The sequence below is a fragment of the Mesorhizobium sp. M2D.F.Ca.ET.226.01.1.1 genome, from assembly GCF_004022705.2.
In the GTDB taxonomy this organism is placed as follows: Bacteria; Pseudomonadota; Alphaproteobacteria; order Rhizobiales; family Rhizobiaceae; genus Mesorhizobium.
This window is the reverse complement of the sequence record NZ_RZOY02000003.1, coordinates 172,014-184,101: the sequence shown is the minus strand read 5'-3', so window position 1 is coordinate 184,101 and position 12,088 is coordinate 172,014. Positions and strand designations below refer to the sequence as shown.

Sequence of the window (12,088 nt, the reverse complement as noted above, 5' to 3'; positions counted from 1 at the left end):
GATCGAGCGGCTGGTCAACGCCATGGCCAAGGGCCATGGCATTGACCAGCCGTACCAGGACCGCAATCAACAACGCTGAACGAAGAGCGCAAGACGGTGTTTCGAGATCCTCGAGAATCGCGAGTTGAAGTCGAAATCGTTGGTCGGCTGATGGCACTCTTGGGCGACAGCGCCTTCCTCCACGGCGTCAAAGGAGTAGGGGAAGGTGGTAGCGGGAGAGGGACTTGAACCCCCGACCCCAGGATTATGATTCCCGTGCTCTAACCAACTGAGCTACCCCGCCAGGGCGGCAAATGGCTCGAAAAAACCGTCCCCGAGTGGACGGATGTCTCAAGGCGTTCGCCAAGGTCGCGCGGATATAAGGTTGGGAGGGTGAGCCTGTCAAGCATGGATGAGGCCGACATGCCGGCATAATCCAGCCCGTATATTCTCGTCCCAGAAAAGCTTTGCCGGACAGACACTCAGGGCATGTCACGGGGTTGAGTTCGGCGGGGCACGTCGCTATGTCTCGGCCATGAAATTCTAGAGTTTGAGCGAATGAAGCCGCGCATCGCCGTCCTCGGTTGCGGATACTGGGGCAGCAACCACATCCGCACCCTCAAGGCGCTTGGCGCGCTGCATGCCGTTTCCGACGCCAACCGCGCCCGCGCCGAAGGTTTCGCCAGCGAGCAGGATTGCCTGGCGATCGAACCGGACAGACTGTTCGAGCGCAACGACATCGACGCCATCGTCATGGCGCTGCCGCCGCAGTTTCATGCCGACACGGCGGTGCGGGCGGTCGAAAGCGGCAAGGACGTGCTGGTGGAAAAGCCGATCGCGCTGACAGTCGCCGACGCCGAGCGCGCGGTGAAGGCGGCTAAGGGCAAGGCCCGCGTGTTCATGGTCGGCCATGTGTTGCGCTTCCACCCGGCTTTCGAGACGCTGAAGGCGCTGATCGACAATGGCGAGCTGGGCGAGGTGCGCTACATTCACTCGCATCGGCTCGGTCTTGGCAAGTTCCATACCGAAAACGATGCGTTGTGGGACCTTGCGCCGCACGACCTGTCGATGATCCTGGCCATCACCGGCACCGAGCCGATCGAGGTGAGAGGCGAGGGAGCGGCGCTGCTCGACAATCTCAGCGACTTCGCGCATCTGCATATGCGTTTCCCGAACGGCCTGCGCAGCCATCTCTTCGCCTCGCGCCTCAATCCCTATCGCGAGCGGCGCCTGACGGTCGTCGGCACCAAGGCGATGGCGGTGTTCGACGACGTCGAGCCATGGGAGCGCAAGCTTGCCGTCTACCGGCACGCGGTCTGGCAGGACAGCGGCCAGTGGGCCTTCACCGCCAACGAGCCTTCCTACGTGGCCGTCGGCGAGGGCATGCCGCTGACGCGCGAGCTTGCCCATTTCATGCAGTGCATCGAGACGCGCGCCGAGCCGCGCACCGACGGCGAGGAAGCGATCAGGGTGCTGCGCATCCTGACCGCCGGCACGGTGATCCATACCGGCTCGTCGGTCTGAGCCCACACCGAAGCAGTCGCAATCTCTCTGAAAAGTTGGGCAGCTGAAAGTCGGCTGACCGATAGGCCGCGATCCTATTCAGCCGGAATCTGCGCCGGCCTGGCCGCGAGCCTGGACAGCATCGCCTCGGCCTCGGCGCCGCGCTCGGAACGCTCGATGAAACCGCCGCCGAACACCCGCGCCTCGTTGCCATCGTCGGAATAGAGCACGCAGGCCTGTCCGGGCGCGATGCCGGATTCGCCGTCGGCCAGCTCGACCGACGTCACGCCGTTGCGGTGATGCAGTACGGCCGGGCGCGGTGGCCTGGTCGAGCGGACCTTGGCGAAGAGCTCGATCCCGCCGGCCGGAACGTCGGACAGCGCGCCGTCGCCCAGCCAGTTCATGTTGCGCAGGTAGATCTTGTGCGTCTCCAGCGCCTCGCGCGGACCGACGATGACGCGCGCGCGGTCGGCGTCGAGATGGACGACATAGAGCGGCTCGCCGGAGGCGATGCCGATGCCGCGACGCTGGCCGATCGTGTAGCGCAGGATGCCTTCGTGGCGGCCGAGCACGCGGCCGTCGATATGGACGATGTCGCCGGGATTGGCTGCCGCCGGCTTCAGCTTGGCGATGATGTCGGAATATTTGCCCTGCGGCACGAAGCAGATGTCCTGGCTGTCCTGCTTGGCGGCGACGGTCAGCCCCATTTCCTCGGCAATGGCACGAACCTGCGGCTTCGACAGGCCGCCAAGCGGGAAGCGCAGGTAATCGATCTGCGCCTGCGTGGTGGCGAACAGGAAATAGCTCTGGTCGCGGTCGGCATCGACGGGCCGGTAGAGCGCGCGATGCACGCCATTGGCGCGCGAACGGATATAATGGCCGGTGGCCAAAGCGTCGGCGCCGAGATCCTGGGCGGTCGCGAGCAGATCGGCGAACTTCACCGTCTGATTGCAGGAAACGCAGGGGATCGGCGTCTCGCCGGCAACATAACTCTCGGCAAAGGGATCGATGACCGCCTTGCGGAAGCGCTCCTCGTAGTCGAGCACGTAATGCGGGATACCGAGTGTCTCCGAGACGCGGCGGGCGTCGTCGATGTCCTGGCCGGCGCAGCACGAACCGGCGCGATGGGTGGCCGCGCCGTGATCGTAAAGCTGCAGCGTCACGCCGACGACGTCATAGCCTTCGCGCTTCAGAATGCCGGCGACCACCGACGAATCGACACCGCCCGACATCGCGACGACGACGCGGGTTTCTTCGGGGCGGCGAGGGAGATCGAGGCTGTTCATGGTGCTTTCACTGTGCGGCGCTCAATGCCAATGGCCGGAATATAGGTCAAGCGCCACGTGTGCGCCAGCTTGCGGCCCAGGACGAGTTTACCGGCAAAATCGGGCCTGGAGAGCCAGTGTTTCAAATTCTAAACGATATCCTAACCGGGCGTTCACGATCCTTACCTAGTGATTAGGGTTCGCTTAGGCAATTTTTAAAGCTGTGGCGGTACTGTGGCGGGGATTGGGTCTTTGAGTTTTTAGTAGAGAGTACGATGACCGATCTGGTTAGACCTAGAGTCAAGTATGTTATTGGGCCCGACGGCAGCCCTCTTACGATCGCCGATCTGCCCCCGACCAACACGCGGCGCTGGGTTATCCGGCGCAAGGCGGAAGTGGTCGCAGCCGTGCGTGGCGGCCTGCTCAGCCTTGAAGAAGCCTGCCAGCGCTACAAGCTCACCACCGAAGAATTCCTCTCCTGGCAGGCATCGATCGACGAATACGGCCTTGCCGGGCTGCGCACCACGCGGATCCAGCAATACCGGCACTAGGCTATCAGCCGGAAACGAACAAAGGGCGCGGGACACCGCGCCCTTTCGCCTTTTTGAAGCGCCCCCCGGTCAGACCGTCAGCACGACCTTGCCGATCGGTCGGGTCGCAAGGAAGGCATGGGCGGCCTCCGCCTGGTCGAGCGGGAAAGCCTTGGCCACGTGCGGCACCAGCTTGTCGGCATCGACCAGCCTGGCGAGTTCGACGAGGCCTTCGCGATCCGGCACCACGGACATGCGCTCAACGCGGATGTTTCGCTCTTTTGCCTTCGTCCTGGTGGCGTCGCGAACGTCGAGCAGCGACACCAGAACGCCGCCGTCACGCACCACTTTCAGCGACCCGTCGGCATGGTCGCCGCCCATCCCGTCGAGCACCAGATCGACGTTGCGAACCTGTTCGGTGAAATCGCCTTTGGTGTAGTCAATGACCTCATCGGCGCCGATCGAGCGGACGAAATCCGTTTTGTCCGGGCTCGCGGTGGCGATGACATGGGCGCCGCGCGCCTTGGCGATCTGCACCGCCAGATGGCCGACGCCACCGGCGCCGGCATGAATCAGCGCGCGTTGCCCAGCCTGCAGGCCGCCATGGCGGACGAGGCCTTGCCAGGCCGTCAGCCCAGCCAGAGGCAGCGCCGCGGCCTGCGCATGGTCGATGGCGGCAGGCTTGGCGGCAATCTCGTCCACCGGCGCCGTTGCAAGCTCGGCATAGGCGCCGGCCTGTTTGGGGAAGTGGGGCATGCCGAACACGTCGTCGCCGACTTTGAACTCGGTCACGCCGGCGCCGAGCGCCGCGACGGTCCCTGAAATGTCCCAGCCCAGTATGAATGGCGGCTCGCCGAGCAACGGGTAGAAACCGCCGCGCACGACGCCATCGACCGGGTTGATACCCGCCGCCTTGACGCGGACGAGCACTTCACCGGGCTTGGGCGATGGATCGGGCTGTTCGGCGACGAAAAGGACGTCGGGTCCGCCGACAGCATTCTGGATAACGGCACGCATGGAAGCCTCCTGCTCGATTGGTAATGCCGCTATCATTTGGATAGTGATATTCTGTTGTCTAGTATGTACCTTTTCTATATATAGGCACCTCATGGATAGTGACGACAGCTCCCCACTCGGCTACGACGCGTTCCGGCGCACCTGCCCGTCGCATACCGTGCTCGAGATGCTGGCCAGCAAATGGGTTTATCTTACCGTCTGCGCATTGCGGCGCGGCCGGCTGCGCAACGGCGAGCTGGCGCGCAAGATGGAAGGCATCACGCCCAAAATGCTGACGCAGACACTGCGTGTGCTGGAGCGTGACGGTCTCGTGCGGCGTGAGGTGTTTCCCGTCATTCCGCCGCGCGTGGAGTATGAGCTCACCGAGCTTGGCCAGAACCTGGCGGGGCTGCTCAGCCAGATCCGATCCTGGGCGGAAGAGCATGCACCGGAAATCAAGGATGCCCGGGCGCGGGCATCGGTGGATCACGGCGAGGTGGCTGCCGCGTCCTGAAGCCGTAGGAGAGGCTGATTCGACCGGGCGCCGGTTCCTACGATGCCGGCATAATCCCCGCAATGACTGCGAATTATGCCGGCGATCAGCCGATCATGGCGCTGCGGCCGCTCGTGTCGGCGTCGCGGATCTTGGTGTCGCGCGATTCCAGCATCTCCGCCTTGGAAAGCTCCGCTTCAGCTTCGCCGAGTAATGATTCGGCGGTGCTTCGCTGCTGGGCGAGGTCGCTTTGTGAATTCCTGAGGTTGTCGCGGCGCAGACGAGCCGCCTTGGCGAAGGTCGGATAGGCGAAATGGTTGATGTCGGTGATGCCGGCTTTTTTCTCTTCGGCGATGATCTGCGCTTCCAGCTCGACGGCCATGCGCTCGAACTCGGCGATCATCATGTCCAGCTGCAAGAGCTGCCGCCGCTTCTCATTCACCTGAAACTGCTTCAGCCGAACGAGGTTTTCACGTGACTTCATGACTCGATACTCCGCAAACGCACACCTGCATACCGCCCAGTCCGCCTGGAACGACCCAAGCGCCGCCCGTTTCCCCCGGCATTCCCTGGGCTATGGGAAACAAAGCCCTAAAGATTTTTGCCGGCGGTAACCATTCGTTTACGGGCATTGTTAATCATACGGGCGAGGACTTAAGGCCGGGTAAAAATTCCGGCTCTCGGCGGAAGCCCGGGCCTGCGAGTCTCTGGAGTCACTTAGGCTGACTTATTAACGTGGTGCATTAGCGGTTTGGGTCTGTGATTCATTATTAGATTCAAGTGGGTGTAGAAAGGGGTTAAAAAATCTGGTATCGTGGACGACACGAAATTAGGATTTGTTAACCAGTCGGTGGCACCTTCTGTTCAGGCAATCACTGCTCCGGGTCCCGGACGGGTCGTGACACGATCCGGCAGCAGAAAAGGGGAATGAAATGCGTGTTCTGCTGATTGAAGATGACAGTGCAACCGCACAGAGCATCGAGCTGATGCTGAAATCGGAAAGCTTCAATGTCTACACGACCGATCTCGGCGAAGAAGGCGTCGACCTCGGCAAGCTCTACGATTACGACATCATCCTTCTGGATCTCAATCTTCCCGACATGTCGGGATACGAAGTCCTGCGCACGCTGCGCCTCTCCAAGGTCAAGACGCCGATCCTGATCCTCTCCGGCATGGCTGGCATCGAGGACAAGGTGCGCGGCCTCGGCTTCGGCGCCGACGATTATATGACCAAGCCTTTCCACAAGGACGAGTTGGTAGCGCGTATCCACGCCATCGTGCGCCGTTCCAAGGGCCATGCCCAGTCGGTCATCACCACCGGCGACCTGGTGGTCAATCTCGACGCCAAGACGGTCGAGGTCGGCGGCCAGCGCGTGCACCTGACCGGCAAGGAATACCAGATGCTGGAGCTGCTCTCGCTGCGCAAGGGCACGACGCTGACCAAGGAAATGTTCCTCAACCATCTCTATGGCGGCATGGACGAACCGGAACTGAAGATCATTGACGTCTTCATCTGCAAGCTGCGCAAGAAGCTCGACGCGGCGTCCGGCGGCCAGAACTACATCGAGACGGTGTGGGGCCGCGGCTATGTGCTGCGCGAACCGGAAGATATCCGCGTCAGCGCCTGAGCGTTTCAGGCGATCTCAAACAAAAAACCCGGCTCAGGCCGGGTTTTTTGTTTGAGACGGCTTCGGCGAATCAGGCGGCTATCTTGAGGACCCGGAAGCTTTCGAGCAATTGCGCCCGGTTGAAGGGCTTCAGCAGATAGCCTTGGGCCCCGGCGCGCTTGGCACGCATGATCGCCCCGACATCGACCTCCACCAGCGAGACCAGGATCTGCGGCTTGATGGGGCTTTCCATGGCGCGGATACGGCGAATGAGGTCCACCGCCTGGACATCGGTGAGGCCGCCGTCGATGACGATGACATCCGGCATGTCGCCGGCGCACATCTCGGTGGCCTCAAGCCCGCTCGAGGCCTCCATGACAATCATGTTGGAGCCGCCAAGAATGCGTTTTGCGACCTTCCTGATGACGCTCGAATCGTCGACGAAAAGGCAGCGCTTCATGTCCGGATCCTCTTTGCCATCTGCCGAACCGGCAGCCTCCGGGTAACCGTGAGCACCATAGCCCAATCTGGTAAAGAAGCAGAAAAGCCGTTAGGTAAAGTTTTTCCAAACAGGCATGCCGCGCGGTTTTCGCCCGCGGCGCCGTTACATTGATCGCGGCCGGCATTGCTCGATATGCACTGCCAACGCAAATATTAGCAATAAAAGATACTTTCAGTTTTCTTAGGCAGCCGTCAGCACGATCTCTTCGGGCGTCGCATGGATCGAGATCGTCATGTTGGCCTCACGCGCCAGGAGCAGCGTGTAGTAAGGCTGCACCGAATGGGCGTCGATCGGCTCCTCCGGCTTGTGGCCGGAATGCAGTTCGAGGAATTTCGGCGGCACGCGCAGCATGGGGCCGCTTGCCGAGAGCGAAAAACGCGGCTCGGCTTCGAGATTTTCCAGCGTGATCACCAGCTTGCCGCCGCGCGGTATGGCGGCATGGGCCACGAGAATGAGGTTGAGCAGCAGCTTGACCTTGTTCTTGGGCAGAAGCGCGCGCGGGCCGTTCCATACCAGTTCCGGCTTTTCGTTCTTCAGGAAGGCGATAGCCACGGCCTCGGCATCGCCGGTGTCGATCATCATGCCGGCGGAGCCTGCGGCGCCGAAGGCAATGCGGGCGAACTGCAGCCGCGCCGAGGCATTCTTAGCGCTTTGGCGAATGAGCTTCATGGCGTCTTCGTCGGCGCCGCCTTCATCGAGCAGTTCCAGGCCGTTGTTGATCGCGCCGACCGGCGAGATGATGTCGTGGCAGACACGGCTGCAAAGCAGCGCCGCGAGATCCGGCGCGGAAAGGGTGAAAAGCTCGGCCATCGGTGAAATCCCTGCTTAAGTCACATGTTCATGGCCGAGCGACCGTTTTCGCGCCTGCCCACACGAATCACGCTCATTTCCAACGCTTTCTGAATACACAGCGCCCGAGCGCGCATCAACAAATCCACAATTGTCGATGGCGAAAATGGTGTGTTCGCACGGGGAAACCGGCCGCCGCAGGGGAAACGCAGCCTTCGAACCGCCATCTTCGTGTGAGAGTTTAATGGTTGAAAAAGGATTACGGCATAGTTTGCCCGTGATAGCCATCCTGAACGGCCGGCAAGAGCCGCAGGGATGCGAGGCGTCGGCGAAAGTGCTCCCTGACGGAGATTGGAAGCATGTTTTCCCGATACTATGACCGGACATTCGTCCGTGTCTTCACCATGACCATAGCACTTCTGGGGGCTTTGATCCTTTCGACCTCGGCGTCGCGGGCCCAACAGTACACCGCTCAGGAAATCATCGATTCCGGTCATAAATTCTTCGGCGAGACGTCGGGCGGCCTCGCCACCGTCGTCGAGAAGATCTTTGCCTCCTACGGCCTGCCAAACGGCTACCTGCTGGGCGAGGAGGGCTCCGGCGCCCTGATCGGCGGCCTCACCTATGGCGAGGGGACGCTCTACACCAAGAATGCCGGCGACCATAAAGTGTTCTGGCAAGGTCCGTCGCTGGGCTGGGATTTCGGCGGCGAAGGATCGCGCGTGATGATGCTGGTCTATAATCTCGACGACATCAGCAGCCTCTATAACCGCTTCGGCGGCGTTGCCGGCTCTGCCTATGTCATTGCCGGCGTCGGCTTCAACGTCCTGCAGAGCAACCGGGTGCTGCTCGTGCCAATCCGCACCGGCGTCGGCGCCCGCCTTGGCGTCAATCTCGGCTATCTGAAGCTCACCGAAAGGCCGACCTGGAACCCGTTCTGATCGGGTTCTGCCCGCCACAATCGCTCGGACAGTGTCGATCGCGCCGCGGCATGCCCTTGCCGCGGCGTTGAATTTCCGCCATGCCAAGGTGGCACAATCCAGCGATTGCCGCTCCATTCCATAAAGTGGATAGCACGCCTTGGTCCAGTCGGTTCTGTTTTTCGTACTCGGTTTCCTCTGCGCCGTTTTCCTGGTGTCGCTTGTCGCGCCGGCGGTGTGGCGGCGGGCCGTCGTGCTCACCCGCCGGCGCCTTGAGGCCTCGCTGCCGCTGACACAGGCCGAAATCCAGGCTGACAAGGACCGGGTGCGGGCGGAGTACGCCATGACGACGCGCCGGCTGGAGATAACCGTCAAGAATCTGCAAGAGAAGGTTGCCGAGCAACTCGTCGAGATCGGCCGCGGGCGCGAGGCCCTGAAGGGGCTGGCGGTCGAGACGAGGGACAAGAACCAGGCACTCTCCGATCTGCAGGCGAAAAATGCGGAGCTCAGGCAGCGCGAGGAGGATCTGCACCGCCTCTCGGAAAAGCTCGCGCAGACGGAGCGGGCGTTGGAGAAGCGCGCGCTGGAGCTGCAAAAGCTCGAGCAGATGTATGACGATGCCAGCTTCTCGTCCTCAAACCGCCAGATCGAGCTGGTTGCCCGCGAATCGGAGCTGGAAAAACTCGCCAGCGACATCGCGATGCTGAAAGGCCAGCGCAAGGAGGCGGACAGGCGAAACCAGGAAATCGCCTCGGAAAGCAAAGCTGCGCGCGAAGCGCTGAAGGCCGAGAAGAAGAAAACGGCCGAACTCGACAAGAAGGTCGAGCGGCTGCTGGCGACGCTTGCCGACCGCGAGGAACAGCTCGACCGGCGCGAGAAGGATCTCGCCCGGATGCGCGAACGGTCGAAGGAGACTACGGCTGCCAACGGCATCGCTCGGCTGGCCGCCGGCGCCGATGCGCAAAGCGACGATGTCGACAAGGCAATCGCCAAGCTCGAGGGCGATCGGGAGCGGTTGGAGGCGAGGCTGGCGGCGTTGGCACGCGAAAACAAGCGGCTGAAGACCGATCTTGCCGCCTCGGCGACGGCAATGCCCGAAGCGGCGGGCGATTCACGCCCAAGCGCGGGTCTACGCGAGCAAATGAACGAGTTGGCGGCCGAGGTTGTCAACCTGACGATGAAACTCGACGGGCCGGATTCGCCCATTGCCAAGGCCTTGGCGAGTGACGGGCCACAAGGGGGGCGTGGCATCAGCCTTGCCGACCGCGTGAGGGCTTTGCAGAAGGCCGACTCGTCCAACTGAGGAAGACGGTTGCGATATCGGGCCTCCCGGGATCGCTCGTCGGGCTACCTACCGGTCGGAAAAATGATGCAGGGCAATGGCTGACGCGGCGGCAACGTTCAGGCTGTCGAAACCTTCCGCCATGTTGATCCTCACCGTGTGCAGCCGCGCAAGCAGGTCTTGTGGCAGGCCTTCGCCTTCAGTGCCGAGATAGAGCGCCAGACGCTGTGAACGCTCCGCCTCGCGGATATCGGTGGTGCCGCGCGGCGAGAGCGCGAACTGGCTGAAGCCAAGCCGGTCGAGCGTCGCGGTGAAGGTTCCTGTGTCGGCGAAGGACGCGAAGGGAACTTTCAGCGCCGCGCCGACCGAAACGCGGATCGCCTTGCGGTAGAGCGGATCGCAGCAGGTCCGGTCGAGCAGCACCGCGTTCGCGCCGAAGGCCGCGGCGTTGCGGAAGATCGCACCCATATTGTCGTGATTGGAGATGCCGACCAGGACGACGGCCAAGGCGCGCCGAGGCAAGCTTTCCACCAGAATTTCAGCGGGCGCCGGATCGCCACGGAGGCCGATCGCGAGGATGCCGCGATGCAGGTGGAAGCCGGCGATCTTGTCCATGACCTCGCCGCCGGCGACATAGACCGGGAAATCGGCAGGCGCCTTGCGCAGGATCGGCTGCAGGCCAGCCAGCCGGTTTTCGAGGATAAGAGCCGATTCGGCGGCGAAGCGCCCCGTCGACAGCAGAAGGTCCAGCACCACCTTGCCCTCTGCGACGAAGCGGCCGTGGCGGCCGACGAGGTCACGCTCGCGGATGTCGAGATAGGCGGCGACGCGCGGGTCCTGGGGATCGTCTATAGGGATAAGGTTCATGCGTGCCTCACCGAAGGTTTGTCAGCGAGGTAATGAGCGACAGGAGCCGCGGGTCAAGCCCCGGCGCGGCGCAACCGATAGGCCATCTGGGAAAGGTCGCCGTCGCCGAAAATACCTTCCAGCATGCGCAGCAATTCGCGCACCGCCTCGGACCGGCAGGAATAATAGATCATCTGGCGGTCGCGCCGGGTCTCGACGAGATCGAGGGCCCGCAGCTTGGCGAGATGCTGCGACAGCGCGGACTGGCTGAGCTGCACCTTTTCGGCGATGGCGCCGACCGACATTTCGTTCTCGATGAGATGGGCCACGATCAACAGGCGCTTTTCGTTCCCCATGAGAGTGAGAAACGCGGCTGCCGATTCCGCATTGGCGATTAATTTATTCGAGATCATAGATCCCCCAAGGGTCCTGGCTCATCCTGGCGCCAGGGGGCAATGGCGCTTGAATCCACAAATGTTCAGATGTCGATTGGCGCTGCTGAATCAGCGTCACTACAAAGGTAGATCATTTCGTCTAAATCTCAAGCGTTGCTTTCATCAGCGCGCAATCAACTATCGCTCTTGCTCTGCCACGCGCGCCGTCCTGGCCATCTCGACCAGCACCGGGCGCAACTCGCCCGCGCTCCGCAGAGGCTGCGGAAAGAAGACCCTGCAGGTGGCGTCCGAAGCGGCGAGATCCATGCCATCGGCATCGAAGCCGATGGCGATCCAGCCGTCACCCTCGGCGTGGCCGAAATGGCGGGCATAAAGGGCAAGCGCGTCGCGATGGTCTCCATTCATGTGGTCAAGCGCTGCCTGCTCGCTGCCGGCCAGTTCCTCGACGAGGGCACCGCCGGTGATGAGATCGTCGCGGTCGAGAAGATAGGCCTTGCCGAAGCCGCCATTCAGGCTGGCCGACCCGGGCTCAAGCCGGAAAAACGAGAAGTCACCGAGCCCGGCATAGAGCTTCGCCTTCGGATTGCGGTTGAGGTAGCGCCGTTCGGCGCGGATCTGGTCGGCCGACCCCCGCTCCAGTCGCACGGCCCGGCATGCCAGGCTGATGCGCGGATGCGCCAGCGGATCGCCCTTGCCGGGCTCGCCAAGCAGCAGCGAGCAGCGCGGATCGGCAAGCAATGCGCCGGTGTGCGCGGACAGCATCGAGATCAGGATCAGCGGTGTGCTGTCGATATCCGTGGCGACGCCAACCCTGCTTGCGAGCGGCGCGCCCGTGCCAGGCTCGATCACCGCGAGCGCGCCGAAACGCGCAGCGCGGATCAGGGTTTTCGCCAGTCTGATCGCCTCGGCGTCGGTCTCGCGAATGACGTCCTTTTTCGGTTCGGCCACAAGCTTACCTTTGATAAGTTGATTTCTATTCTC

General features: G+C 62.4%; 14 protein-coding genes and 1 tRNA gene. 6 read left to right on the top strand and 9 right to left on the bottom strand.

The annotated features are described in order from the left end of the window. Window positions 1–206: 206 nt before the first annotated feature. Window positions 207–283: transfer RNA gene (locus tag EN869_RS08325), tRNA-Met, on the bottom strand. Window positions 284–537: 254 nt separating this feature from the next. Here EN869_RS08325 and EN869_RS08320 point away from each other — a divergent pair. Then, the gene (locus tag EN869_RS08320) at window positions 538–1,503 is read left to right on the top strand and encodes a Gfo/Idh/MocA family oxidoreductase (RefSeq protein WP_127225816.1); all 966 of its coding nucleotides are present in this window, start codon (window positions 538–540) and stop codon (window positions 1,501–1,503) included. Window positions 1,504–1,577: 74 nt separating this feature from the next. Here EN869_RS08320 and mnmA read toward each other — a convergent pair whose 3' ends face one another. Further along, complete coding sequence (gene mnmA / locus EN869_RS08315) at window positions 1,578–2,768, bottom strand: tRNA 2-thiouridine(34) synthase MnmA (protein WP_127225817.1); 1,191 nt, start codon at window positions 2,766–2,768, stop codon at window positions 1,578–1,580. Between the two features lie 254 nt (window positions 2,769–3,022). On the opposite strand from mnmA, the gene EN869_RS08310 reads away from it, so the two are divergent. Further along, complete coding sequence (locus tag EN869_RS08310; protein WP_006203587.1) at window positions 3,023–3,298, top strand: DUF1153 domain-containing protein; 276 nt, start codon at window positions 3,023–3,025, stop codon at window positions 3,296–3,298. Between the two features lie 69 nt (window positions 3,299–3,367). On the opposite strand, the gene EN869_RS08305 is transcribed toward EN869_RS08310, so the two are convergent. Further along, window positions 3,368–4,294: an NADP-dependent oxidoreductase gene (locus EN869_RS08305; RefSeq protein WP_127225818.1), complete on the bottom strand. Its 927-nt coding sequence runs from the start codon at window positions 4,292–4,294 to the stop codon at window positions 3,368–3,370. Between the two features lie 91 nt (window positions 4,295–4,385). Between EN869_RS08305 and EN869_RS08300 the strand changes: the two genes are divergently transcribed. Continuing rightward, entirely contained in the window at window positions 4,386–4,787 is a 402-nt protein-coding gene (locus EN869_RS08300) for a helix-turn-helix domain-containing protein (protein ID WP_127225819.1), read from the top strand. Window positions 4,788–4,872: 85 nt separating this feature from the next. On the opposite strand, the gene EN869_RS08295 is transcribed toward EN869_RS08300, so the two are convergent. Continuing rightward, window positions 4,873–5,250 carry a flagellar export protein FliJ gene (locus EN869_RS08295; RefSeq protein WP_127225820.1) on the bottom strand — a complete coding sequence of 126 codons (378 nt, stop codon included), beginning with the start codon at window positions 5,248–5,250 and terminating at the stop codon, window positions 4,873–4,875. A gap of 448 nt (window positions 5,251–5,698) precedes the next feature. On the opposite strand from EN869_RS08295, the gene ctrA reads away from it, so the two are divergent. Then, complete coding sequence (gene ctrA, locus EN869_RS08290; RefSeq protein ID WP_006203583.1) at window positions 5,699–6,394, top strand: cell cycle two-component system response regulator CtrA; 696 nt, start codon at window positions 5,699–5,701, stop codon at window positions 6,392–6,394. A gap of 70 nt (window positions 6,395–6,464) precedes the next feature. Here ctrA and EN869_RS08285 read toward each other — a convergent pair whose 3' ends face one another. Further along, window positions 6,465–6,833 (bottom strand): response regulator, encoded by a 369-nt coding sequence (locus EN869_RS08285; protein WP_127225821.1) that lies wholly within the window; start codon window positions 6,831–6,833, stop codon window positions 6,465–6,467. A gap of 222 nt (window positions 6,834–7,055) precedes the next feature. After that, complete coding sequence (locus EN869_RS08280) at window positions 7,056–7,685, bottom strand: histidine phosphotransferase family protein (RefSeq protein WP_127225822.1); 630 nt, start codon at window positions 7,683–7,685, stop codon at window positions 7,056–7,058. A gap of 383 nt (window positions 7,686–8,068) precedes the next feature. Here EN869_RS08280 and EN869_RS08275 point away from each other — a divergent pair, with 383 nt between their 5' ends. Together EN869_RS08275 and EN869_RS08270 are read left to right on the top strand one after the other, a co-directional pair. Further along, window positions 8,069–8,605, top strand: a complete 537-nt coding sequence (locus tag EN869_RS08275; protein WP_245442297.1) for an EipA family protein — start codon at window positions 8,069–8,071, stop codon at window positions 8,603–8,605. 139 nt (window positions 8,606–8,744) lie between these two features. Next, window positions 8,745–9,887: a hypothetical protein gene (locus EN869_RS08270; protein WP_127225824.1), complete on the top strand. Its 1,143-nt coding sequence runs from the start codon at window positions 8,745–8,747 to the stop codon at window positions 9,885–9,887. Window positions 9,888–9,935: 48 nt separating this feature from the next. Here the strand turns inward: EN869_RS08270 and EN869_RS08265 are convergent, their stop codons facing one another. From EN869_RS08265 to EN869_RS08255, 3 genes are all read right to left on the bottom strand, one after another. Continuing rightward, the gene (locus tag EN869_RS08265; RefSeq protein ID WP_127225825.1) at window positions 9,936–10,733 is read right to left on the bottom strand and encodes an RNA methyltransferase; all 798 of its coding nucleotides are present in this window, start codon (window positions 10,731–10,733) and stop codon (window positions 9,936–9,938) included. A 53-nt stretch (window positions 10,734–10,786) separates the two neighbouring features. Beyond that, window positions 10,787–11,125, bottom strand: coding sequence for a metalloregulator ArsR/SmtB family transcription factor (locus EN869_RS08260; RefSeq protein ID WP_127225826.1), 339 nt, complete (start codon window positions 11,123–11,125; stop codon window positions 10,787–10,789). Between the two features lie 159 nt (window positions 11,126–11,284). Next, complete coding sequence (locus tag EN869_RS08255) at window positions 11,285–12,055, bottom strand: HugZ family protein (protein ID WP_127225827.1); 771 nt, start codon at window positions 12,053–12,055, stop codon at window positions 11,285–11,287. Between the last annotated feature and the right edge of the window lie 33 nt (window positions 12,056–12,088).